The sequence below is a fragment of the Micromonospora sp. IBSANI012 genome, assembly GCF_052814045.1.
The window spans coordinates 4,319,166-4,341,688 of sequence record NZ_CP199933.1 but is presented as its reverse complement, the minus strand read 5'-3'; the positions used below and the strand labels follow the sequence as shown (position 1 = coordinate 4,341,688).

General features: G+C 69.3%; 21 protein-coding genes and 2 pseudogenes. 15 read left to right on the top strand and 8 right to left on the bottom strand.

All coding sequences use genetic code 11. The features are described from left to right. The first annotated feature begins 60 nt into the window (after nt 1-60). Nucleotides 61-911: pseudogene (locus ACTWM8_RS20030) on the top strand (IS5 family transposase). Between the two features lie 896 nt (nt 912-1,807). Then, nucleotides 1,808-2,498: pseudogene (locus ACTWM8_RS20025) on the top strand (IS6 family transposase). A gap of 184 nt (nt 2,499-2,682) precedes the next feature. On the opposite strand, the gene ACTWM8_RS20020 reads toward ACTWM8_RS20025, so the two are convergent. Next, nucleotides 2,683-2,820 carry a hypothetical protein gene (locus ACTWM8_RS20020; RefSeq protein ID WP_441149341.1) on the bottom strand — a complete coding sequence of 46 codons (138 nt, stop codon included), beginning with the start codon at nt 2,818-2,820 and terminating at the stop codon, nt 2,683-2,685. A gap of 1,324 nt (nt 2,821-4,144) precedes the next feature. Here ACTWM8_RS20020 and ACTWM8_RS20015 point away from each other — a divergent pair. Together ACTWM8_RS20015 and ACTWM8_RS20010 are read left to right on the top strand one after the other, a co-directional pair. Next, nucleotides 4,145-4,657 carry an inorganic diphosphatase gene (locus ACTWM8_RS20015; protein WP_446210391.1) on the top strand — a complete coding sequence of 171 codons (513 nt, stop codon included), beginning with the start codon at nt 4,145-4,147 and terminating at the stop codon, nt 4,655-4,657. Nucleotides 4,658-4,671: 14 nt separating this feature from the next. After that, nucleotides 4,672-5,208: a BON domain-containing protein gene (locus ACTWM8_RS20010; protein WP_446210390.1), complete on the top strand. Its 537-nt coding sequence runs from the start codon at nt 4,672-4,674 to the stop codon at nt 5,206-5,208. A 145-nt stretch (nt 5,209-5,353) separates the two neighbouring features. Here ACTWM8_RS20010 and groL read toward each other — a convergent pair whose 3' ends face one another. Further along, the gene (gene groL, locus ACTWM8_RS20005) at nt 5,354-6,925 is read right to left on the bottom strand and encodes a chaperonin GroEL (protein WP_446210389.1); all 1,572 of its coding nucleotides are present in this window, start codon (nt 6,923-6,925) and stop codon (nt 5,354-5,356) included. 1,035 nt (nt 6,926-7,960) lie between these two features. On the opposite strand from groL, the gene ACTWM8_RS20000 reads away from it, so the two are divergent. From ACTWM8_RS20000 to ACTWM8_RS19990, 3 genes are all read left to right on the top strand, one after another. Beyond that, nucleotides 7,961-8,494 carry an SUKH-4 family immunity protein gene (locus ACTWM8_RS20000; protein WP_446210388.1) on the top strand — a complete coding sequence of 178 codons (534 nt, stop codon included), beginning with the start codon at nt 7,961-7,963 and terminating at the stop codon, nt 8,492-8,494. 186 nt (nt 8,495-8,680) lie between these two features. Next, nucleotides 8,681-9,454, top strand: coding sequence for a phosphotransferase family protein (locus tag ACTWM8_RS19995; RefSeq protein ID WP_446210387.1), 774 nt, complete (start codon nt 8,681-8,683; stop codon nt 9,452-9,454). A gap of 457 nt (nt 9,455-9,911) precedes the next feature. Then, nucleotides 9,912-11,207, top strand: a complete 1,296-nt coding sequence (locus tag ACTWM8_RS19990) for an MFS transporter (RefSeq protein WP_446210386.1) — start codon at nt 9,912-9,914, stop codon at nt 11,205-11,207. Nucleotides 11,208-11,557: 350 nt separating this feature from the next. Here ACTWM8_RS19990 and ACTWM8_RS19985 read toward each other — a convergent pair whose 3' ends face one another. Both ACTWM8_RS19985 and ACTWM8_RS19980 read right to left on the bottom strand, forming a co-directional pair. Next, nucleotides 11,558-11,995, bottom strand: coding sequence for a DUF1003 domain-containing protein (locus tag ACTWM8_RS19985; RefSeq protein WP_446210385.1), 438 nt, complete (start codon nt 11,993-11,995; stop codon nt 11,558-11,560). Beyond that, the gene (locus ACTWM8_RS19980; protein WP_446210384.1) at nt 11,964-13,022 is read right to left on the bottom strand and encodes an Acg family FMN-binding oxidoreductase; all 1,059 of its coding nucleotides are present in this window, start codon (nt 13,020-13,022) and stop codon (nt 11,964-11,966) included. Before ACTWM8_RS19980 ends, ACTWM8_RS19985 begins: the two co-directional genes overlap by 32 nt. Before the next feature lie 619 nt (nt 13,023-13,641). Between ACTWM8_RS19980 and ACTWM8_RS19975 the strand changes: the two genes are divergently transcribed. From ACTWM8_RS19975 to ACTWM8_RS19960, 4 genes are all read left to right on the top strand, one after another. Continuing rightward, on the top strand, nt 13,642-14,316 hold the full coding sequence (locus tag ACTWM8_RS19975; RefSeq protein ID WP_446214602.1) for a hypothetical protein: 675 nt from the start codon (nt 13,642-13,644) through the stop codon (nt 14,314-14,316). Nucleotides 14,317-14,322: 6 nt separating this feature from the next. Beyond that, entirely contained in the window at nt 14,323-14,850 is a 528-nt protein-coding gene (locus ACTWM8_RS19970; RefSeq protein ID WP_446210383.1) for a universal stress protein, read from the top strand. A 102-nt stretch (nt 14,851-14,952) separates the two neighbouring features. Further along, nucleotides 14,953-15,084 carry a hypothetical protein gene (locus ACTWM8_RS19965; RefSeq protein WP_357616540.1) on the top strand — a complete coding sequence of 44 codons (132 nt, stop codon included), beginning with the start codon at nt 14,953-14,955 and terminating at the stop codon, nt 15,082-15,084. A gap of 295 nt (nt 15,085-15,379) precedes the next feature. After that, a complete protein-coding gene (locus ACTWM8_RS19960; protein WP_446210382.1) occupies nt 15,380-15,769 on the top strand; it encodes a hypothetical protein in 390 nt (129 codons plus the stop codon). Between the two features lie 32 nt (nt 15,770-15,801). Here ACTWM8_RS19960 and ACTWM8_RS19955 read toward each other — a convergent pair whose 3' ends face one another. Genes ACTWM8_RS19955 through ACTWM8_RS19945 form a run of 3 tightly spaced genes read right to left on the bottom strand, consistent with a single transcriptional unit; the run spans nt 15,802 to nt 17,561 of the window. Beyond that, nucleotides 15,802-16,698 (bottom strand): SPFH domain-containing protein, encoded by an 897-nt coding sequence (locus tag ACTWM8_RS19955; RefSeq protein WP_446210381.1) that lies wholly within the window; start codon nt 16,696-16,698, stop codon nt 15,802-15,804. Then, entirely contained in the window at nt 16,695-17,243 is a 549-nt protein-coding gene (locus ACTWM8_RS19950; protein ID WP_446210380.1) for a DUF5994 family protein, read from the bottom strand. Before ACTWM8_RS19950 ends, ACTWM8_RS19955 begins: the two co-directional genes overlap by 4 nt. Nucleotides 17,244-17,246: 3 nt before the next feature. Next, the gene (locus tag ACTWM8_RS19945; protein ID WP_446210379.1) at nt 17,247-17,561 is read right to left on the bottom strand and encodes a lipopolysaccharide assembly protein LapA domain-containing protein; all 315 of its coding nucleotides are present in this window, start codon (nt 17,559-17,561) and stop codon (nt 17,247-17,249) included. A gap of 650 nt (nt 17,562-18,211) precedes the next feature. On the opposite strand from ACTWM8_RS19945, the gene ACTWM8_RS19940 reads away from it, so the two are divergent. The 4 genes from ACTWM8_RS19940 (at nt 18,212) to ACTWM8_RS19925 (ending at nt 20,968) form a co-directional block, all read left to right on the top strand. Further along, the gene (locus ACTWM8_RS19940; RefSeq protein WP_446210378.1) at nt 18,212-18,943 is read left to right on the top strand and encodes a GAF and ANTAR domain-containing protein; all 732 of its coding nucleotides are present in this window, start codon (nt 18,212-18,214) and stop codon (nt 18,941-18,943) included. A gap of 95 nt (nt 18,944-19,038) precedes the next feature. Further along, a complete protein-coding gene (locus tag ACTWM8_RS19935) occupies nt 19,039-19,767 on the top strand; it encodes a GAF and ANTAR domain-containing protein (RefSeq protein WP_446210377.1) in 729 nt (242 codons plus the stop codon). 166 nt (nt 19,768-19,933) lie between these two features. Continuing rightward, nucleotides 19,934-20,719 carry a SigB/SigF/SigG family RNA polymerase sigma factor gene (locus ACTWM8_RS19930; protein ID WP_446210376.1) on the top strand — a complete coding sequence of 262 codons (786 nt, stop codon included), beginning with the start codon at nt 19,934-19,936 and terminating at the stop codon, nt 20,717-20,719. A 63-nt stretch (nt 20,720-20,782) separates the two neighbouring features. Next, a complete protein-coding gene (locus ACTWM8_RS19925; RefSeq protein WP_334456674.1) occupies nt 20,783-20,968 on the top strand; it encodes a hypothetical protein in 186 nt (61 codons plus the stop codon). A 60-nt stretch (nt 20,969-21,028) separates the two neighbouring features. On the opposite strand, the gene ACTWM8_RS19920 is transcribed toward ACTWM8_RS19925, so the two are convergent. Further along, the gene (locus tag ACTWM8_RS19920) at nt 21,029-22,318 is read right to left on the bottom strand and encodes an ATP-dependent DNA ligase (RefSeq protein ID WP_446210375.1); all 1,290 of its coding nucleotides are present in this window, start codon (nt 22,316-22,318) and stop codon (nt 21,029-21,031) included. Between the last annotated feature and the right edge of the window lie 205 nt (nt 22,319-22,523).

Sequence of the window (22,523 nt, the reverse complement as noted above, 5' to 3'; positions counted from 1 at the left end):
CCTAACAAAGCGCTACTAGGCGGTGTCTTCAAAGGATCTTGATATCGGATGATGTAGCGCGTGGGTCGTCGCTACGAGTTGTCGGACGTCGAGTGGGAGTCGTTGTCCCGGTATCTGCCATCGGCGGTAACGGGTGGTCGCCCGCGTGCAGATGATCGGCGAGTGCTCAACGGGATCGTGTGGAAGATCCGGGCGGGAGCGGCATGGCGGGACGTGCCCGCCCGCTACGGGTCCTGGCAATCGATCTACACCCGTTTCCGCAGGTGGGCCTTGGATGGGACGTTCGAGCGGATGCTGGCCGGGGTTCAAGCCGACGCGGACGCCGCCGGGGACATCGACTGGTTGGTGTCGGTGGACTCCACGATCGTGCGAGCCCACCAGCACGCCCTCCGCGCTAAAGGGGGCGCCGAGAAACGGACGAACCACAAGATCACGCCCTCGGTCGAAGTCGAGGTGGACTGACCACCAAGATTCACCTCGCCTGCGACGGACTCGGGCGGACCCTGGCCTTCGTGCTGTCGGGTGGCAACGTCAACGACTGCACCCGCTTCACCCAGGTCATGGCCGCGATCCGTGTCGGGCGGTCAGGTCCCGGCCGCCCTCGGGTCCGCCCGGACCACGTCATCGCCGACAAGGGCTACAGCTCGAAGGCCATCCGGGCCGACCTGCGCCGGCGAGGCATAGGGCACACGATCCCCGAACGCGCAGACCAGCAGGCCAACCGCCGCCGGCGAGGCCACCGGGGCGGCCGGCCACCGGCGTTCGACAAGCACCTCTACAAGCGGCGCAACGTCGTCGAGCGCTGCTTCAACCGGCTCAAGCAGTGCCGCAGCGTGGCGACTCGCTACGACAAGACCGCCACCTCGTATCAGGCCACCGTCACCATCGCCGCACTACTGCAGTGGTTGTAACCCTTTGAAGACACGGCCTAACGGCATGAGACTGCCTCCGGTGCCGAGGCACTGGGCCGGCAGCTCACGATCCGTCGGCGGTCGCCGGCCGGGTACGAGCCCGGTTCGGGGGAGCAGGTCGGGAGCAGCCGGGTGCACTGAACGGCGTTGAACTGCGTTCAACGGCATCGAACGGCGCTCAACTGCACCCGCCGCTACCTGCGGCTTCTCATTTTCGCAGCTCAGAGTGCATCCGGCGTCCCGTTTCACACGCAGTGCTCAACGGCGCTGAACAGACTTCAACTGCGCTCTATCTCGCCTGGTGGGGAGTATGCGCAGGTCAGGGCGGTAACGAGTCTGCGGCCGGGGCGGGGCTTTCGCTGGGAGCAGGTTGGGTGCACGCTAACGAAGTGGTCATCCTTGCCGAAGTGCTCAAGCAGCCCGCCACCGGCCAAGGCCGTGAGCAGCAACGATGTGGCGATCTGGCGTGCTTGCACTCCCAGTGAAGACCGAAGTGGTCACTCTGCTGCGGCTCCGCGATCGACCCGCGTCGAAAGCGTGTCGAGCACCGTCCGCGGGCCAGGAGCGAAGCTGCTGAATCGACGCCTGACTCTGCGGCCAAACGCGCAGGCGCGACATGGGTCCCACGGGCTGGTACTCCGATCCCACCGGCATTGCCCTGACCAGGGCTTCCTGCTCGGCGACCTCTTCGGCGTCCTCGAAGGAGTCAGCCGCCTTCTACGCACCGATGTGTCCGGCTGGCGGCCGGGGCCTGAGGAGTGGAAGTATCGGTAGTCCAGCCACTCGTCGCCGCGGCGCAGTAGCAGCAGGCTGCTGTCGAGGCTCTGTTGCGTTGAGCGTTGGCGTGATCGAGGCAGGCTTGATCGGTGAAGTCGTTGATTCGTCCTCGCTCGTGGCTGCCACCGAAGTCGGCGTTCGCTGGCTTCCGGTTCCCAACCGAGGTGATCGTCGTCGCAGTGCGCTGGTATCTGCGGTTCAATCTGTCCTATCGGGACGTTGAGGAACTTCTGGTCGAGCGCTGCGTGGAGGTCGATCACGTCACCGTGTACCGGTGGGTGCAGCGGTTCACGCCGCTGTTGGCCGACGCTGCCCGGTTCTGCTGCCATTCACCAGGCGATAGGTGGCACGTCGACGAGACCTACGTCAAGCTCAACGGAGTCTGGCGGTACGTGTACCGGGCGGTCGACCAGTACGGGCAGGTCATCGATGTGCTGGTCTCGGCGCGTCGGGACGCCGGCGCGGCGCGGAGGTTCTTCCGCCGGGCGCTATCGGCGTTGAAGGTGACACCCAGCGAGGTGGTCACCGACGCCGCCGCGGTCTACCCCCGCTGTCATCGACGAGCTGATCCCGTCGGCGTGGCACCACGTCGAGCAGTACGCCAATAATCCGATCGAGGCTGATCACAGCCAGGTCAAACGCCGGCTGAGACCGATGCATGGGCTGCGAACGGAGGAGACAGCACAGGTGATCATCGCCGGACATGCCTTCATGCAGAACGTTCGACGCGGCCACTACGAACTCGCGGTCGACGCCCCGCCGACAACGCGGGTCGCCGCTGCGTTCACCGAAGTCGCCCAAGCAATCTGACCGCGGACCCTGCCCAGGTTCAACCCGTCCACCGGTTCCACAACGCAACGGCGCCGTTCCTTGTCCTGGAGGCCCCGCAGGCCGGGACCAGGACGGCGGCGCGCCCTGGTCCCGCTGCTGACGTCACTGGCGACGCCGACGACGTGTCATGGTGGCTCTGGCTATCTGACGGGCTCGCCGGGAGTCACCCGCGTCGCCGGAGTCGTTGCGCAAGCTTCCGCAGCCGCTGCTGGTTGTCGGGCTTGTTGAGCTGCTCACGCGCTTGGCGGGTGAGCCGTTGTCCTTGCGGGTTGTGCAGGAATGTGCGGATGCGGTCGACCATGGGTGTCATGCTGGTTCCTTCCTATCGTGGATCTTCGTGCCGGCGGCGGGGCGTTCGCCGGAGTCGGGTGAGGGCGGGGATGGGTGCGCGGCAAACCGGCGCCCGACGCTGACACGGGTGGCTGCTTCCCTCATTGCTGTCATCACTGTTCCGATCCACGCGCCCAGGATCGGGGCCCGGTTCCGCCGCGCGGTCGGAATCATGGCAGCCAGGCTGCCCCCGTCGGTCTTCCACACGTCCCGGGCAGGCTGTTCGCGCGGCTGATCCAGGCGGCGCTCGCCAGGGTGGGGGGCGCCTGGCTGGGTGGGGCCTGCTGGGGCCCGCGGCGGCGCTGTGGTGGCCGGGTCTGCCGGTGCGTTTCGGGTGCGATTGACGGACATGACATCCCCTGGGGTAGGGCCGGTGTGGCTGGCACCTCAGGAATGGGATGTCGTCGATTCCGGGATAACTCGATCGTACGCTTGTTCGGCCTGGCGCGCTTGGTGCTACCAAGATGCGGGCCAGTGCTCCGACCTTGAGGGCGGGGGTGAAGGCCCGCACGGGAGGGGCCGCCAGGCCTCGAGCGTGTCATTGACCGTGGTAAAATCTGGGCGGGCTCCAGCGATAACCAAGCTGGAGCCCGCCGCACCAGACGTCGCCGCAGGGCATGCGGAGACGGAAAACGCCTGTGGAGCGGACGTAAGACCGGAGCACGCTCCGGCTGATCGCGGTGAAGCAGGAACCCACCCGGGCGTTGCGCGTTCCGCGCGCAGCGCGGAGGGAATCCCCGCCATTCATGGCGGTGGAGGAAGTCAATTGGGGGTCGTGGCCGCAACGCCCGCTGATGTCTCGTCCCTCGCATACCGGACACGCCGCGTTCGACAGGGCACACATCTATCCAACCCGGCATCGTCGGCCCGCAAGCACCGGGCCTCAGCGGACGAGGCAGACCGGGTGTCGGACCGGACCAGGCCCGTCGCGCCCCGCGAAGGCCCCACCGCGCGAATGCACCGCGAACGGGTCCGGCGCGTCATACGCCGCCGCGCCGGCCGCATCCGGGGACTGCTCTTGGTCCTCGCCCTGCACCTACCTCTGTTGATCACTCGCTCCGGGGCGAACTGACCTACCACAGCGGTCCCGCGTCGGTCGGAGGCCGGCGGGCCCCAACCGCGGCGGAACACTCTCGAGGTGCCTGCGTTCGCCCGCCGAACCAGCCGTTACAGCTACTGGCCCGCCGCGTTGTTGTCGGTGTTCGACACTCGCACGGCAGCGAGATCGGCGTGTTCATCACCGACCAGGCCGATAGCCGGTCACCGACTGAAGGTCCGAAGGGCGGAGCAGCCGCATGGAGTTCGACGTCACCATCGAGATCCCCAAGGGAACCCGCAACAAGTACGAGATGGATCGCCAGACCGGCCGGATCCGGCTAAACCGCACCCTGTTCACCGCGACTCAGTACCCGGCCGACTACGGCTTCATCGAAAACACCCTCGGCGAAGACACCGACCCCCTCGACGCGCTGGTGCTGGTACAGGAACCGACCTTTCCCGGCTGCCTCATCCGATGCCGGGCCATCGGCATGTTCCGGATGCGGGACGAGAAGGGGCCCGACCCAAAGGTGCTGTGCGTGCCCACGGCTGACCCTCGCCTCGCGCACCTGGGCGACATCACGGATCTGGAACACTTCCACAAGCTGGAGATCCAACACTTCTTCGACGTGTACAAGGACCTGGAGCCGGGCAAAAGCGTCGACGTCGAACGCGGGATCTGGGCAGGCCGGACCGAATCTGAGGCGGAGATCAGACGCTCACAGGAACGCGCCCGCCAGCCGACCTCTGCGCAAACGGCGGCGTGGTGACACTCTCCGGCGACGTGGGCAGCCTGCCCGAGCGGCATACGGCGAAACGGGCGGCCATGCGAGTAGCCGGCGTCCAGGCCGTCACCGACGACATCGTGGTCCGCGACCCGGGCGTGTCCGGCGCCAAGGACAGCGACATCGCCGAGGCGGCGAACCAGATGCTCAGCTGGGCGGTCGACGTACCCTCCGACACGGTCAAGGCAGGGGTCCGCGATCACGTGGTCACCCTGTCCGGCACTGTCAACTGGCAGTACCAGCGGGAGGCCGCGGCACGCGCGGTCATGTACTTCAAGGGCGTCACCGCGGTCGCCAACACCATCAGGCTGATCGCGACCACTCCAGCGTCCGATGATCTGAAAGCCGCGATCGACGGGGCGATCCTGCGCAACGCCCAGCTCGACTCCCACCAGATCAAGGCTGATGTCAACGGCGCGGAGGTGACGCTGCGCGGGTCCGTGCGATCGTGGGCCGAACGCCGTCAGGCCGAGAAGGTGTCGTGGTCAGGTTCCGGCGTGACCAGCGTCAAGAACCATCTCACCGTCGCCGCCTGATTCCAGATCCACCCTGCCGTCCCTGACGGCACGACAGCTCAATCCCTTGACGGGGCCGGCGAGTGCGGCACGCAGCCGCACTGGCCGGCCCCGGTCTGTGACAGCCCCGAAGGTCGTCGCTGCCCGGCAAGCCGACGCCGGGCGTCTATGGCTTGTCGGCGATGAGTACCTCGGTGGTCAGGAACAGCGCGGCGATCGACGCGGCGTTCTGCAGCGCGGAACGGGTCACCTTGGCCGGTTCGACGATACCCGCTTTGATCATGTCGACGTACTCGCCGGTGGCAGCATCGAGGCCGTGGCCGGCGGGAAGTGAGTTGACCTTCTCTGCCACCACGGCGCCCTCAAGGCCGGCGTTGCTGGCGATCTGCTTGAGCGGCGCGGTCAACGCGACCCGCACGATGTTCGCGCCGGTGGCCTCGTCACCGGCAAGGTCGAGCTTGTCGAAGGCCGTGACCGCGGCGTTGGCCAAGGCCACGCCGCCGCCGGGGAGTAGGCCCTCTTCGATGGCGGCCTTGGCGTTGCGGACGGCGTCCTCGATGCGGTGCTTGCGCTCCTTGAGCTCCACCTCGGTGGCCGCGCCGACCTTGATCACCGCGATGCCGCCGGCCAGCTTGGCCAGCCGCTCCTGCAGCTTCTCCCGGTCGTAGTCGGAGTCACTGTTGTCGATCTCGGCGCGGAGCTGGGCGACCCGGCCGGCGATCTGCTCCACGTCACCGGCACCGTCGACAATGGTGGTCTCGTCCAAGGTGGCGACCACCTTGCGGGTTCGGCCGAGCATGTCGAGGGTGACGTTTTCCAGCGTGAGACCTACGGTGTCGCTGACGACCTGACCATTGGTGAGGACGGCAAGGTCGGCCAGCATGGCCTTGCGACGGTCACCGAAGCCGGGTGCCTTGACAGCCAGCGACGCGAAGGTGCCACGGACCTTGTTGACGATCAGGGTTGCGAGAGCCTCGGCCTCGACGTCCTCGGCGACGATGGCCAGCGGCTTGCCCGCCTGCATGACCTTCTCCAGGATCGGGAGCAGGTCGGTCAGGTTCGAGATCTTGTTCTCGACGATGAGGAGGTACGGGTCGTCGAGAACGGCTTCCATCCGTTCCGTGTCGGTGACGAAGTAGGGCGAGATGTAGCCCTTGTCGAAGCGCATGCCCTCGGTGAGCTCCAGCTCCAGGCCGAAGGTGTTGCTCTCCTCGACGGTGATGACGCCTTCCTTGCCGACCTTGTCCATCGCCTCGGCGATGAGTTCACCGACGCTTGCGTCGGCGGCGGAGATGGACGCGGTGGCCGCGATCTGCGCTCTGGTCTCGACGTCCTGGGCCTGGTTACGTAGCGCCTCGGTCACCGCGGCCACGGCCTGCTCGATGCCGCGCTTGAGCGCGATCGGGTTCGCGCCCGCGGCGACGTTGCGCAGCCCCTCCCGTACCAGGGCCTGGGCCAGGACGGTCGCCGTCGTGGTGCCGTCGCCGGCCACGTCGTCGGTTTTCTTGGCGACTTCCTTGACCAGCTCGGCACCGAGCTTCTCGTAGGGGTCGTCGAGTTCGATCTCCTTGGCGATGCTGACACCGTCGTTGGTGATGGTGGGCGCGCCCCAGCTGCTGGCCAGCACGACGTTGCGGCCCTTCGGGCCCAGCGTCACCTTCACCGTGTCGGCGAGGATGTTCATGCCACGTTCGAGGCCGCGACGGGCGTCTTCACCGAATGCGATCAACTTGGCCATCTGCGTCGTCCTCTACTCGTCGTGCTGACGTGCAGCACTGATCGGACCGACCTGCGATGACGTACGTGTACGCCCCACCAGAGGGCTCATCCCATTCGGCTGGCACTCGCAAGGGGCGAGTGCTAACTACGGTCTAGCACTCGCCGCCTGAGAGTGCAAGGAACGCGAAGATCATCCTCCCGTGGTCGGACCCCAGCACCCGGTCGACCACTCCGACACGATGCGGGCCGTCGCCGCCCCGGCCGCCATCGACGAGACATACCCCGATCTGCCCTGACTTGGGCGCCCAGGCAGCGGTGATCCCGAACGCCAACCGGGTAGATCTGCCGGCACGGGGGAGCAGATTGGGAGCAGCAGGTCGCACTGAACGGCCCGCAACTGCACTCAACAGCGTTGAACTGCTCTGAACGGCACTGGCCCCGACCTGCGGTTCCACGTTTTGGCTGGTCAGAGGCGGTGCAGCGTCCCGGTTCACACCAGAGTGCTCAGCCGTATTGCACAGCAGTCGACGGCTGTCCATGTCGCCTGCTCGGGGAGTATGCGCAGGTTAGGGCGGTAAGGAGCCGCTGGACGGCCTGGCCTTGCATCTGGGAGCAGATTGGGTGCAGCTTGGCGAAGTGGTCACCGCGCCCGGAGTGCTCAATGGAGCCAGGCAGCGCCGAGCGCTCCGACGTGCGGTGATGCGGACGGACGGGGCGGTGTGACCTCCCAGAGAAGACCGAAGTGTTCACCCGCCCGGAGCCTCAGTGGTGAGCAACTTCAGGTGCCGGGTCGATGGCTGGGACGCGCCAGCGATGCGGCCGCGTCATAGGTGTGCGTCTCTGCGGGCGTCTGTCTCTCTCGAAGATCAATCTCAGCGGCGCCAGGCTGACCTGGGCTTCCTGCTCGGTGACCTCTTCGGCGTGCCCGAAGGCGTCTACCTTCTCGGGTTATCGCTGGTCAGCCAGCGATGTCCTCAACTGCCGATGATCGGATGCCTGGCCGGTACATGAACACTGGGGTGCTTGGAACCTTGCCCGGACTACCCTCATTGGCGTGCCCGTTGATGATCTTCCGTTGCCTCCCGCGTTCGAAGCGGTCACGGCCTGGGCTGGTACTGGGCGGGTGATGCGTGCTACCGAGCTGGACGTGGCGACGTGGTGGCTTCCCGAGCCGCAGAAGGCCGCGCTGGTCTCCTGTGGCGTACCGCTGATCGATGACCTCGTGAGTGCGGTGTCATTCCACGCAGAGCCGACGATGTACCGGTTGGCGAACTCCGACGACCTGGACTGGGTGTACGGTGCCGCGCCGGGGACCGGTGAGGTGCAGACATGGTCGTCGGACGGCAGCACCTGGTTCGTCAACTCAACGATCACCCACTGGCTGTGTTCGCTGCACATGGTTGGTAGCTGGCTGACCAGCTCAACCGTCATCGGCCGCTGGGACGAAGACGGACAGGCCGAAGAGGAAGCGCTCGCGGAGCTCGCCGACCTGTTGGAGCGGATCAGGGCCCTTGACCCGCCCGCGTTCGGGGACGGCGACCATGCAACCCACTTCTGGCCCGCAGTGCTCGACCGGTGGCTTTACTGATCGATGCAGACATCCTCTTCTGCCTGTCTGTCGTGCACTGCAGTGCGCCGGCGATCACCACGCTCCGTACGTCGCTTCGGCAGACTGATCGGTGGGCGGGGTGCGCGCTCGTGCCGATGTGAGCGAGTCGGGCAGGCGACCGGGCAGCGGGACGCAGTCGACCGCGCAGTCGCACGCAATAAACCGGTGACGTCGGTGGTCATCTCCGCGACACTGGCCGACGTGGAAGAGGTCGAGGTCGTCGTCGCCCACCACGAGCGCGCGACCCTGCGCGTCGACGACGTGTTCCTGAAGATCGACGCTGATCAGACCGGCACCGATGTCGAGGTCGAGGCGATGGCCATGGCGCCGGTCCCTAATCCGGAGATCCTGTGGCGCAAGCCGCCCGTGCTCGCGCTCGCCGCCCTCCCCGGGACGGCGCTCGGCCGCCTCGGCGAGCCGTCGACCGCGTCGCCGGCGGCGTGGGCCGCGGCCGGTGCCGCCGCACGGATGCTGCACGACGCGCCGTTGCCGCCCTGGCCCGGTCGCCGCCTCGACGAGTTGGCATCGCGCCTCGACGGCGAATGCGAGTGGCTCGTCACGAACGGCGTCCTTCCCGCTGACCTGGTCACGCGCAACCGCCGGGTTGCCGAGGCTGCGCTTCGGCCGTGGACTCCGGTGTTCATGCACGGCGACCTGCAGACCGCCCATGTGTTCGTCGACGACGACGAGATCACCGGCGTTCTCGACTGGTCCGAGGCGGGCCAGGGCGATGCCCTGTACGACCTCGCCATCTTGACGCTCGGACACGAGGAGCACCTCGGCGACGTCCTCGCCGGCTACGGCACCGACGTCGACCTCGACGTCATCCGCGCGTGGTGGTCATTGCGAAGCCTGCTGGCGATCCGCTGGCTGGTAGAACACGGCTTCGACCCGGCCGCGCGAGGCTGCGAGGTCGACGTGCTGAAACCCCGGATGTGAGGCCGCACGAGCCCGCCTGCCACGAGTGCCGTGCGCGATCTGCGCGTGTTGCGGTGCCGTCCGATCATGCCGAGATGAGTGTGCCGAAGTCGGCCGCCGACGCCCAGCAGATGGCGTCGATCATGAGTAGCCGCAGGCATGGCGCCTGCACCGCGGTGAGCGACCGTGGCATCTCGGTCGAATGTGGTGCGCTTGACGTCATCGGGTATCCACGGGCTCGGTTCGGCAGCCCATCCGTGGTCGTCTGCCGCACCGCCCTTTCTGCTCTTGGGAGATCGGCTCGATCGAAGGGCACCGACAGCCGATCATTACGGGTGTCCCTTGCACCACCCGCGCGCGGGCCACCGCCGCGTTCGACCCTGCGGGCTCGGACACCTCAGCCGAGGGCGGGCCGAAGGGCTCGGTGACCTCGAACTGCTCCACGTTGATCGTTGTCCTGTTCCGGATGGAGGATTCGGTGCTGGCTCCGCTGAGGTATGGCGCGTTCCGATACCTGGCTGCTGGCCGGCTGGTCAACATGCTGGGCAACGGTGTCGCTCCCATCGCGCTGGCCTTCGCCGTACTCGATCTGACCGGCTCGGTGCGCGACCTGGGCCTGGTGGTCGGCGCGAGATCGCTGATGACCGTGCTGTTCGTCCTCTTCGGCGGGGTGGTGGCCGACCGGATTCCGCGCCGGCTGGTGCTGGTCGGCTCCAATGTGCTGGGCTCGCTGACGCAGGCGGCGGTGGCCGCCCTGGTGCTCACTGGCACGGCGACGATCCCGCTGCTGCTGGCGCTCGGTGCGGCCAACGGCATCGTGAGCGCCCTGTCCCAGCCAGCCTCAGCCGCCGCGACACCGCAGACCGTGCCGCCGGAGCTGATCCAGCCGGCCAACGCGCTCATCCGGCTCGGCATCAACGCGGGCATGATCGGTGGTGCTGCGCTCGGTGGCCTCTTGGTGGCCGCCGTCGGGCCCGGCTGGGGCCTCGCCGTCGACGCACTCACCTTCGCTATCGCGGCTGTCGCGTTCACCGGAGTCCGGATCGCTGCACCGCAGGCGACGAGCACCCGCACGAGCATCGTCGCCGACCTCCGGGAGGGCTGGACGGAATTCACCGCACGGACCTGGGTCTGGGTGGTGGTGCTCGGCTTCATGATCCTCAACGCGGCCCTCGCCGGCGGCGTGAACGTGCTCGGCCCGGCCGTCGCGGACGAGACGATCGGCCGTAGCGCCTGGGGCGTGGTGTTGGCGGCGGAAACCGCCGGAATGGTCGTCGGCGGCTTGATCGCCCTGCGGATCCGGGTGCGCCGGCTGCTGCTGCTCGGGGTGGCCTGCATGTTGGCCGAGTCGTTCCTGCTGTTGGGGCTGGCCCTGGCGCCCACCATCGTCGTGCTGTTGTCGGCCGGAGTGGCGGTCGGCATCGCCGTCGAACAGTTCGCGGTGGTCTGGGACACGTCGATCGCGCAGCACATCCCGGCCGATCGACTGGCCCGCGTCTACTCCTACGACATGTTGGGGTCATGGGTCGCCATCCCACTCGGCCAGATCGCGGTCGGACCGGTCGCCGCGGCGATCGGCACCCACGACACGCTGCTGATCCTGGCGACATTGGTGGTGCTCTCGGTCCTCGGCATGCTGGCCAGCCGGGACGTCCGCCGGCTGCAGGCGGTAGCCCCCGCCCGCGCCGCCGACGCAGCGCAGACCGAGCCAGCCGACGGCGGACCGAGCGACGGCCCTACCACGAAGTCCACCGAACCAGCCGCCCACGCCTGACCCGGCGGTGGACTTCCTCGGTGCCAGCCGCACCCTCAGTTCGAAGAGCAGGATCAGCCGCCGCCATGTACTGCGGCTCACTCTTGCGCATACTGTGGCACCACGCAGTGTGACGTAGGCCCGTGTCCTTTCGATGGAGGTTCCACGTGTCCACGTGGAACTGGGCCCTATTCCTGGTGCGCGCCGTCATGGCGCACCAGGGCGACGAACTCCAGGACGACGCCACGGCGATGTTCCTCGAGTGGCGACCGCCGCGAAGCCCGCTCGCCCACCTCTCTGCTCTCGCCGCCGCCGGCCCGGGAGAGTCCGACGGTCGATCCCGCCGACCTTCGTGCCGAGACGGACCCGCGTCACAGTTCGCGGGCCAACGCGGTCAGCATCCCCTCGACGATCGGCTCGGCCCGCCGTACGCAGTCGCAGTCCGCGCCGTGGGCGTCGCGATGCCAGACGATGAGGTATTGCAGAGCGAGCTGGTTGACCTGGTAGTCGTGTTCGGCCTTGACCCGGTCGGTGTCGGCCTGGCGGTTCTGGCTGAGCAGGATCAGTGGGGCGGCGTAGGCGGCCTGAGTGGAGAAGAGCAGGTTGAGCAGGATGAACGGGTAGGGATCCCAGCGGTACAGCACGGCGACGACGTTGATGGCTAGCCAGACCGCGACGACGGCGGTCTGGACGATGATGAACCGCCAGGACCCGAACACCGAGGTGACCGAGTCGGCCAGGCGTTGTCCGGAGGTGCGGTGATCGTGCCGGTACTGGTTAGCGGGGTGTCGGTGGTGATGTGGGGTCATGTCGGCCGCGACCCTTCGGGGTGGAGGAGCTGTCGCCCGCGGCTGGGCCGGGACTGAGTGCCTTCGGCCGCAGCCGGTCGATGCTCTGTCGGGCGGGCAGTCGCGGCGCGTGCGGCGGCCCGGCGTTGTCGCTGTCGAGCATCCCCAGACGCACCACCAGGTACGGATGGCCGAGGTCGGCCACCAGCCGCCGCACGGTCTGGCGGGTGCTGGCCACCTCGACGGTGGCGCTGAGCGGCAGGACGGACACCCCCAGTTCGACCGCGGTGAGCCAGGCCGACGACAGGGCTTCGCCCGCGCGCAGCCAGTCCACTGGCTGGTCGTTGGGACCGTAGAGCACCCCGTACCCGGCATTGCGGTCGTGCCCGGTGCTCACGGACAGGTCGCCGTGGTGGCCGAAGTCGCGGCCGGGCACGGTCGTCTGCGGAGCACGGAGGGGAATCGTGTCGTCGGGAACACCGACGCCCGCTGGTCGGGTGCCACCGGTCCAGTACGCCAGCTCCGCCTGCCACGCCGGATCGGCGGTCTCCGTCTGTTGGGCGTGACCGGCTGCGGCGGCGAGGTCCATCACCTGGTCTGGTCGCAGAATGTGCAGCCAGGCGCCTTCGGCCTGTACCGCGTCGGCAATGGCGCGCAGGTCGTCGGACCCGACCGGCGGTCCGGTCACCGGGCGGCGATCGGTGTGCCGTAGCCGGATCGTGTGCGTACGGCGGACGGCCTGCAGTTCGACCGGCGCCCGCCCGACGACGCGTAGCTGCGCGAGATGCTCGGGTTCGGTGGGGTCGGGGATCCGGGTCACGATGGCGCGCCAGCCCTGGGCCGCCAGGGCGATCCGGGCGTGCTGCAGGGCGGCCCCGCAGCTCAGCGTCGCGAGCCGGGCGTCGGGGTCGGTGACGGCGAGCGCCCGGGCGCCGTCGGCGAAGAGGCCCAACCTGGTCCCGCCCACCCGCCACCGCCAGGGCTGGGTGTTGTGGATCGACGGCGCGTAGCCCGCCACGGTTGCTGCTCCGACCAGCGCCTGGGTCACGGCCCGAGCGTCGGTCGGTTGAGTCTGCGTCGGCACGACAGCGTCCCTTCGTGGATCTCTGTGGCGCCGGGCGGTGCCGGTCACGAGTCTCGCTCGGTCATGGCGCGGCCCGAGGCCCAGCGGTTGGTGGCATCGGTTCATTGCGCCCGGCTCGACCGGCGAGGCCGGTGGCGGGAGTGGTCCGCGACGTCGCGCCGCGATTGCGTCCCAGAACGGGAACAGGCCGCCATCGGGACCTCAACCGAGGGCGGGTGCACCAGCGGTGAATTGTCAGCCACCGGGGTCCCGAGCGACACCCGTAGCCTACGCTCCCGCACCGCTGGCGGCGATGATCGGATTGGACCCGCTTCCGGACCAGCCCGGTCGATGCGTCCCCGTTCGCGCGGTGCCTTTCCCGCTGACTGCGCGTATGGTGAGGGTGTCGCTCGGGCCCCCGGTGGCTGACCGCCCGCCGCCGTCGATCCGCCCACGAGCCGACTAGTTTCCGTTGCTGTCGCACCGCGCTGCGCGCGGCCGACCGACCCGTTGTGGCACGGATTCACTGGCCAGACCAAACGACTTACCCACGGCCGTTCGCGTCGTGGGACTGCTCGATGAGCATCGAAGGATCGTGAGCGCGATGGCCTACATCGCCAAGGACCACAGCAGCACCGTACGCACCTCCGTACCGAGCGCCGGGCTGGCACCGCTGGTGCCGGACGTTGCCGGACTTCAGCCCGCGGGGGAGCAGGTCAGGCCGATCGGTATCGCCACCGACCGCGGCCGTGGATCGGCGCCGACCGCCAGGACCGAGGTCGGCCCACACCTCAGCGCGCCGGTGCGGTATCTGCTCGCGGGCATCCGGCTCGCGCTGGGCTGGATCTTCCTGTGGGCGTTCCTGGACAAGATGTTCGGCCTGGGGCACGAGACGACCGCCGCGAAGTCCTGGGTCAACGGTGGCAGCCCCACGGAGGGATTCCTGGGATCCGCCACCAGGGGCCCGTTCACGGGTTTCTACCACTCGATCGCTGGCACCGGCCTGACCGACCTGCTGTTCATGGGCGCGCTGCTCGCCATCGGCGGCGCGTTGATCCTGGGCGTGGCGATGCGGCTGGCAGCCGGTGGCGGAGCGCTGCTGACCCTGATGATGTGGACCGCGGTCCTCCCGCCGGTCAACAATCCGTTCATGGACGACCACCTCATCTACGCCGCCGTGCTGATCGTCCTGGCCCTGCTGGGCGCCGGCAGCACCCTCGGACTCGGCGCCATCTGGGCCGGGATCCCGTTCGTGCGACGCACCGCCTGGCTCAAGTAGGGCCGGATGGTTGCCATGGAGGACGCGGGCAAGAGCGCTGGGGAGGTCGAGATGAACCAGGTTGCGGAGCATGACCGGCGCATCGTCGTCGGGGTCGACGGATCGCCGGGATCCAGGACGGCGCTGCGGTGGGCGATGACCCAGGCGGAGCTGACCGACGCGCGGGTGGAGGCGGTGAGCGCGTGGCAGGACCCGGCGGTGTACGGATTCGCGTACGGCTGGTCGCCGGCCGTGTTCGAGGACGTCAGCATCGCCGCGGTCACCGAGAAGGTCCTCGCGGAGACGGTCGCGGACGAGGCCGCGAAGGGTTCGACCGTCCAGATCCTGACCCGCGTGCTGCACGGCCATCCCGCCCAGGTGTTGCTCGACGCGGCGGGTGGGGCGCAGTTGCTGGTGGTGGGCAGCCGAGGACACGGCGCCTTCGCCGGGATACTGCTCGGTTCGGTCGGCCAGCACTGCGTCCAGCACGCGTCGTGCCCGGTGGTGGTGGTGCCGCTGGCCGGGCGGACGCCCGAGCCGATCGGAAGGCGATGATGCGAATGACCACATCCGCTGGTCGGGTGAACTGCCTGCCCGGCTCCCGCTGACATTCGTCCGAGCCGCGCGCTGGGCCTCGCCCAACATGCGCTGCTCGGGATGGCGTTCGCTGCGGCCGGCCATGACCTGACCCGCCGGCGTCGCGACGTCACCTCCAGGAGCGCCACCGTCCCCAGCGGCTTCGAGGTTCTCGTCGGCGCCGGGTACGGCGAACGGGCCGCACCGTGCTGAAGGGCGCGGCGCGGTAACCCAGGGCGTTCCGACCTGGCCGGAGGTACCGGCATTGATAGACACCGTCCGTGACGGCCCACGAGGGCTGTCACGGACGGTGCCGTTGGACCGCCGGCTGGGCTGCCGGTCAGCTCCGGGAGAGGATGACCGCCGCTCGCCTGCCGGGATGCCGATGATGAACAGTGGACGCGCGACACGCCCGGTGACGTGTCCGGTGGCGTAGGGTGAGAAGCGCAGTAGCCGCCCTGGTCCCTGGTGGTGCCCTGATCGCAGGCACACCACCCAGGAGCATCGGATGCCTGTCCCGCCCAGCTACGTCGTACCGGGCCCGGAGTCCGTCAACGATCTCGTCCAACGGATCGCCGACCGGGACCAGGCCGCCTTCCGCCGCTTCCACCGTCTTCTCGTCCGTGCCGTCTTCGCTCAGGTCTGTCAGAGCCTCGGCAGCCCGGCGCTCGCCGTGGCGGTGACTCGGGCGGTGTTCGTCGAGGTGTGGCGGCTCGCGCCCAGGCCCGACTCCCGCCAACTCGACGGCGTCGCCTGGGTGACCGCGATCGCCGCCCGCCGCGCGGCGGACCGGCTCCGCGAGATCAATGGTCCGGCGTCCTGCCTTCCGACCGGCTATGACGATCTCCTGGGCCGCGAACTCGCCGTGATGCTGAAATCGGAGCGGCCGGCCGGATGACCAGCGGGTCGCCGGGCCGGCGTCATCCGCGGTTAGCTCACCGGCATCGGCGCGGCCCCGGGTTCGGGCTCGCTGGTCACGCGCCGAACGTCCGGCATCGGCGCGGTCTCCGAGACCCGGGTGCGGTTGGCGACGGCCGGTGCCGGCGCGCTCGCCGCGGGCGTGACTCGGTCCAGGAAGCGCAGTAGTTCGACGGGGAAGGGCATGACGAGGGTGCTGTTCCTCTCGGCGGCGACCTCCACGACTGTCTGCAGCAGTCGTAGCTGCAGGGCGGCGGGGTCGGCGGCCATGGTGGCGGCGGCCTGGGCGAGTTTGGTGGCGGCCTGGTATTCGCCGTCCGCGGCAATGACCCGGGCGCGGCGTTCGCGTTCGGCCTCTGCCTGGCGGGACATGGACCGTTTCATGGATTCGGGCAGGGCGACGTCCTTGACCTCGACCCGTTCGACCTTCACACCCCACGGTCCTTCGGTCGGTGTGTCGATGATGTTGGTGAGTTCGGAGTTGAGCTTGTCCCGGTCGGAGAGCAGTTCGTCGAGGTCGGCGCGGCCGATCACCGCGCGCAGCGAGGTCTGGGCGACCTGGGAGACGGCGTAGAGATAGTTCTGCACGTTCACCAGGGCCTTGACGGGGTCGACGACGCGGAAGTAGACGACCGCGTCGACGCGAACGGAGACGTTGTCGCGGGTGATGCCGTCCTGGGCGGGAACGCTGAGGGTGGTGATCTGCAGGTTGACCTTCACCAGCCGGTCGACGCCGGGGACGATGAGGGTCAGGCCCGGGGTGCGGCTGCCCTCCTGCACCCGGCCGAAGCGGAAGACCACCCCGCGTTCGTACTGCTGCACGACGCGCACCGCGCGGGTGACGGTGATGAGGCCGATGATGCCGATCGCCAGGATCGCGATCACCATGGCTGTCTGTAGAGCGTTCATGCGGGCACTCCGGTGGGAGACGGGGTGTGGCCCAGGTGGGTTCCGCCCGACGCGGGGCTGCCGCCCTCGTTGTCCCACACCGCGTACACGTCGGAGCCGGTCGTCGTGGTCGCGCCCCGCGGGGTCGGTTCGGCGGTGAGGATGTCGGGTGCGCGCCTGAGGTTGGCCGGGTCGGCGGCGGCGGCCATGGCCCGCTCGGCTGTCGCCGGCGCCGTGTCGGGTGGGACGACGAGCAGGTCGAGTTGGTCGTCGCGGCCGGTGGTGGCTACCAGCAGGGCGGGATCCAGGGTGTCGAACCAGCCGATTCGGACCACGTCCGACCCGACGGTCAGTCGACGGAACCGGCTGTCCCAGGTGTGGATGTTGAGCATGATGTGCCGGATCCGGCCATACCGTTCAGACAGGGCGAGGACGAAACCGGGGAGTTCCGCCGCCGGGTTCCAGGAGCGCGGCCACCACGCACCGTCCGCGACCGTCCGGCCTTTGACGGGAGCGAGGGACAGCCGTGGTTGGGCGGGCGGCGGGGGGATCACAGTGGTGGGCATGGCTCACCTGTCCTCGCGGTAGGTGCGCGGCGGCGTGGCGCGATCGGTGCCGGTCGCGGTCCGGGAGTGCGGACCAGGGCCGGACCGGGCGCCGGGACCGCGCTGCGGCATCCGGAGCTGCACGATGCGGGCGGTGCCCGGGAGGGCGACGAGCAGGATGCCGAAGACCGCAGCCAGCAGGAGGGCCACTCCGACGGGCAGGTGGCCGTGCGCACCGAGGAACGACACCTCGGCGCGCTGGCCGTTCTGCAGTACGAAGATCAGGAGCAGCAGGAGCACGAACGCGAACAGCACGGCGGCGACCCACAGGCCGCCCATCCGCGAACGCTTCACCATTGGGCGGCCGGGCGTGGGCCAAGGAGGGGAGGCGCTGTCACGGCTGGTGGCCGGGGGAGCCGGGTGAGGATGGTGCTGCGGTGCGGTCATCACGAACCGCCACCTTCCGAGGAGCAGCTGATATGCCTGAATGCGGTGGGAGCCAGCCCAGGCATGGGCGCTGGCGGGTGGGTGACGCGGCGTCCGGAGGCGTCGGTGCGACGGGACCGGCGACCGTCGGGGCGCACGAGGTGACCAGGTGGTCTGGTGCGTCGGGCGGCCAGCACGGGGACCTCGATCAGTGGGGTGCGTCCGTCAGCGGCGAACTGTCAGCCACCGGGGTCCCGAGCGACACCTGTCATCGTACGCTTCCGGACGCCCACCGGCGACCGTGCCGGCAGCCGCCGTCGCGGCTCGGCGCCGGCGGCTGCCACGTCGCGCAGAGGGCGCAATCCAGGAGTAGCGTGTGAGCGGTCGCCCGGGTTGCCGGTTGGCCACGGGACGAATGTCCGCGCAGGACGACGGGTCGGAGCCAATTGTGGACGATCTGACGAGCCGTACGCCTCGCCGTTTCCGAGCGGCGTCCCGGTGGACGCGGGGCGCCCGCCCGGCTGGCGTCGCCGGGGCGTGGCCGTCCCCGTCAGGGCCGGCCGATGAACTCCGAACGTAGGGTCCGGCTGTGGGCACTGGTCGCCAACGTCGCCCAGGGCGGGACGGTCGGGGTTGACCATGTCTGCGCTGTGTCGGTGTCGGCCACCGGCGTGGACGCCGCCGCCGTCGCCGTGACGCTGCGCGCCACCCCACGCGAGGTGCTGTACGCCAGCGACCGCACCGCCTCGGACCTGGAGGAGCTGACCCTGACCCTCGGTGAGGGCCCGTGCGTGGACGCGATCACCGGCGGCCCGGGTCTGGTCGCCGATCTGGCAGCCCCCCACTGTCGGGCCCGCTGGCCGGCGTTCGCCCCGGCGGCGGTGCTCGCCGGGGTCCATGCGGTGTTCGCCCTGCCGCTGCAGGTCGGCGGGATCCGCCTCGGCGTGCTCGACCTCTACCGCGCGCGCTCCGGCGGCCTCGACGGCGATCAGTTGGCCGACGCGCTGGCCTTGGCGGACACGGCCTGCGCGGTGCTGCTGGACGGCGGGGAGCGCGACCGGTCGGCCCCGGACGAGGGTCGGCCGGAGCAGGTCGGCTCGCAGCATCCCGAGGTGCACCAGGCCACCGGTATGGTCACGGTCCAGTTGGGGGTGACCGCGGCGGTGGCCCTCATCCGGTTACGTGCCTTCGCCTACTCCCACGACCGACGCCTCCGGGATGTGGCAGGCGACGTGGTCGCCCGCCGGCTGCGTTTCGATCCCACGGAGGACACACAGGTTGGCGGGGCGGGCTGAAGCCCGCACTGCGGCCGTCGTGAGGCCGGGGCAGGGACCACGACCCGGGGCCGTCAAGGCGCCGGCGGGACCATCGTAGGACGAGGGTGAGTGACATGGCTGAGATCCAGTTGTCCGACGTGTTCGTGGAAATGGCCGACACACTCGTCGACGATTTCGACGTGCTTGAGTTCCTGCACGTGCTGACCGAACGATGTGTCCAGCTGCTCGCTGTCTCGGCGGCCGGGCTGCTGCTGACCGACCAGCAGGGCACCCTGCAGGTGGTGGCCGCATCCTCTGAACGCACGAGGCTGCTGGAGCTGTTTCAGCTGCAGACCGACCAGGGGCCCTGTGTGGACTGCTTTCGCACCGGCCGACCCGTGTCGGTGGTCGACCTGTCCGCCACCGGTCGGTGGCCCCGGTTTGCCGCCGCCGCGGCCGAGGTCGGGTTCGCTGCGGTACACGCCCTGCCCATGCGCCTGCGCTCCGAGGTGATCGGCGCGCTGAACCTCTTCGACAGCCAGCCGGGCGCACTCGACGAAGGCAGGCTCCGGATCGGTCAGGCACTGGCCGATGTGGCCACCATCGGCCTGCTCCAGCAACGCGCCATCCACCGCCGCGACATCCTCACCGAACAGCTGCAGACCGCGCTCAACAGCCGTGTCCTGATCGAGCAGGCCAAGGGTGTCCTCGCCGAGCGCCTCCAGGTGGACGTGGGGGAGGCCTTCGCGCTGCTGCGCAGCGGCGCCCGCAGCCACAACCGGCGACTGTCCGATCTGGCCCAGGCAATCGTCGACGGGTCCGAGCCGCTCCCGCCCGAACCTCCAGCCGGGCGACCTGGCTGAGTGCCGGCTCAGCACATCGCCGGTTGAGCGTCCCCTGCGGTGGTCCGGTCCCACCGTACGGATTCCGCGGTGCCCGCCCCGACGATTGGGCGTACGGTGAGGCTGTCGCCCGGGTCCCCGGTGGCCGCCGATCTCGCCGCCACCAGCCCATAAGGGGCGTTGAACAATGGTCATCCCCCTTCCGGCCGTTTCCCGTACTCGGCTGCTTCAGGCACCGGGAACCCGCGAAAAGTTGTTGCGTCGACTCGCGGCCCTGGACCGTGACGATCCCGCTCGCGCGAGGCTCCGGGCCCGGATCATCGAGAACGACCTGCCGATGGCCGGCCGACTGGCCCGCCGATACGTCGGACGCGGGGAGCCGTACGACGACCTGGCGCAGGTCGCCGCGCTGGCCCTGGTCAAGGCCGTCGACGGATTCGACGTGGAGCGAGGTCTGCCCTTCTCCGGCTACGCGGTCCCGACCATCCTCGGCGCCCTCCGCCGCCACTTCCGTGATACGACATGGGACATGCGGGTACCCCGCCAGGTCCAGGAACTGAACAGCAGGATGCGCGCCGTCACGGGGGAATTGACGCAGCGGCAGGGCCACCACCCTAGTGCCGCCGAACTCGCCGACCAGCTCGAGGTGGGCGTCGACGAGATCCTGGCCGCCGTCCTCGCAGGGCAGGCCTACCGGCTGGTGTCTCTCGACGCGCCACACCACCGCACCGACGACTTCGAGACCCTCGCGCTCATCGGGGCCGTCGATCCCGGTTTCGCCCAGGTGGACGAGCGCCTCGCGCTTCGGCCACTCCTCGCTGCCCTTCCCCTGCGTGAGCGTCGGATCCTCACGATGCGGTTCCACGACCACCTGACCCAGAAGCGGATCGCCAACGAGGTCGGACTGTCGCAGATGCATGTCTCCAGGCTGCTGAAGCAGTCCCTGACCCGACTCAGGACCCGGCTCGGCTGACCGGCCCCCCTCCGGCGACACCCAGACAGGGGTCAGGCGCTCAATGATCCAGAGAGGAACACCATGGCTGCTGGCCCCGTCGTTACGACCGAGCCCTCCACGATCCTCGCAGGGAGCTCCGCGCCCGCCCGGCTCGGCGTGTGGGTGAAGCGGGGCGTCGCACTGCGCGCCTTCCGGCTGAGAGTGTTCCTGCTGGTGGCCGCCCTGCTCCTGCCGCTGCTGCTCACCGTCGTGCTCGGTGACCGTTGACCCCTGCGGCGGCTCATGCCCAGGCCGGATCGGCCAACTGTCGGAGCCGCAGGATCCCGGTCAGGGCCAGCGGTGGGGAAATGGTTCGTGTCGCCCCTCGGACACGACCCATAACCCCACGGTGCGCGCTGAGATCAGCTTCAGCGCGCACCGTTTGCGTTTCTGGCTGGTACGTGAGTCGGAGGCCGAGCTGACGGTAGACCTCGGCCTTGTCAGCGGGTCTGCGTCGCGGAGCATGGTGACGATGTCGCCGAGCGCTTGTACGAGGTTGGTGATCTCGGTTCGGCTCATCCGCTGTGAGCTCTTGTTCGGTGTGGCGTGGAGATCGGCTTCGGCACGCGTCCGCTCTGCCTGGGTTTGGGCGATCCAGCCGATAACCACCGTCGGATCGGCTCCGGCGTCGAGGGCTGCTCGGTAGCGCTCAAGCTTGGCGTCGCAGTCGGCGATGGTCGCCCGGGCTGCGGTGTCGAGGGCGGGTAGATCATCAGTGGCCTGGGCGTTAGCCATGGCGCTGATCGTTCGTTCGATGCGGTCCGGGGCGAAGGCGGAGGCCAGCCAGGGGGTCGGCTCCACCTGCACGTAGCGCAGTGGCTCGGGTCGGTCCAGCTGCCCGCTCGAGCTCGCCGGCAGCGGCTGCGGCCAGGGGTGCGCGACGATGCCTTGGCGCTGCAACCGGGGTGGGGACAGCAGCGGCGCGAGCTCCCGACGCTGGGGCATCGTCAGCGGATGGGTCCGACCGGTGTAGCGCAGGTGTCCCCGCCGATCGAACCGGCCGAGGAGCAGGGTGCTCGGGTTGCCGAGGCTGCCGGTCACCCCGCCGATGATCGCCTCGGTCGCCGCGCGCACCCGGAACTTCTGCCATCCGCGCCGGCCGGGCTCGTAGCGGCCGTCCAGCCGCTTGACGACCACGCCTTCGATCCCGGCCGCCGTGTAGGTGGTCAGCCAATCGCCGATCTCGTCCATGTCGGTGGTCTGCGGCGTGAGGGTCAGCTGCGCGGGCGCATCCTCGAGTAGCTCCGCCAGCCGGGCCCGTCGCTCGAACAGCGGCGCGTTGATCACGACATGGCCGCCGGCGTCGGCGAGCAGATCCCACATGACGTAGTGCGCCGGGTGTTCCCGCGCCATCATCAGCAGGCCCCGTCCGGCGGTGATCCGGCGCTGCAGGCGGGCGAAGCTGGTCCGCCCCCGCTCCCACCCGATCAGCTCCCAGTCGAGGATCACCCCCGGCGGGAGGGCTTGGCGGATCGCCCGGGTGATGTCCGGGAAGTACGGGGTCAGGTTCTTGCCGGCGCGCGACTGAAGGTAGACGCCGGGGCCTCGACGAAGGCGAGGGCGCGGAACCCGTCCCACTTGGGTTCGTACGCCAGGCGCGGCCCCTGCGGCACCACGTCCACCGGCGCTGAGAGCATCGGGGCGACCGGCCGACGCAGCACCGGCTCGGCCCGGCCGAGGCTCACCCCGGCCGGGCCGAGCCACCCACGCAGCGCATCCCGCTCATCCGGCCCCCTGCCGCGATCGTGCCGGACAGGCATGGCATTGCGGGCGCGGATCGGGC